The organism is Myxococcus llanfairpwllgwyngyllgogerychwyrndrobwllllantysiliogogogochensis, from assembly GCF_006636215.1.
Classification (GTDB): Bacteria; Myxococcota; Myxococcia; order Myxococcales; family Myxococcaceae; genus Myxococcus; species Myxococcus llanfairpwllgwyngyllgogerychwyrndrobwllllantysiliogogogochensis.
In genome coordinates this window covers 1-574 of record NZ_VIFM01000638.1, presented here as the reverse complement: position 1 = coordinate 574, position 574 = coordinate 1, and the positions used below count along the sequence as shown (strand labels likewise).

1 protein-coding gene is annotated in these 574 nt (G+C 62.0%); it reads right to left on the bottom strand.

The window, feature by feature from the left end:
* Positions 1-34: 34 nt before the first annotated feature.
* The coding region (gene oxyR, locus FJV41_RS55280; RefSeq protein WP_141649570.1) for a DNA-binding transcriptional regulator OxyR at positions 35-574 on the bottom strand (540 nt) is incomplete at its 5' end.

The window sequence follows — 574 nt, the reverse complement described above, 5'->3', positions numbered from 1 at the left end:
GGCGGAAGCGTACCGGGTTGCCGCGCTGAACGGCTTAAACCGCCTGTTTTAACGCCTTGTCGAAATGGCCATCCATCGTGCCGCAGATGGCCTCCGCCAGATGTTCATAGCGGCTGCGCAGCGGGGAGCCCGGACGATAAACCAGACCGATGGTGCGTCTTGGCTCTGGCTTAATGCACGGCAGGTACACTACGCCATCGCGTTTTCTCTCCTGCGGCACCGCCAGCGCCGGCAGCAGGGTAATGCCGCTGCCTGCCGCCACCATATTGCGCAGCGTTTCCAGGCTGGTCGCGCGGAAGTGGGTATCCTCATCCGCCCCCGCTTCAAAGCAGAAGCCCATCGCCTGATCGCGCAGACAGTGGCCATCCTCCAGCATCAGCAGCTTTTCACCGGCCAGATCCGACATCGGCACCCGATCGCGGTTCGCCCACGGATGATCTTCATAGATAGCCAGCATCATCGGCTCATCGAACAGCGGCACCTCGATAAAGGCCTCGCTCTCTTTGACCAGCGCCAGGATGGCGCAGTCGAGCTTACCGCTGTCGAGCTGAGCCAGCAGCTGATGGGTCTGCGC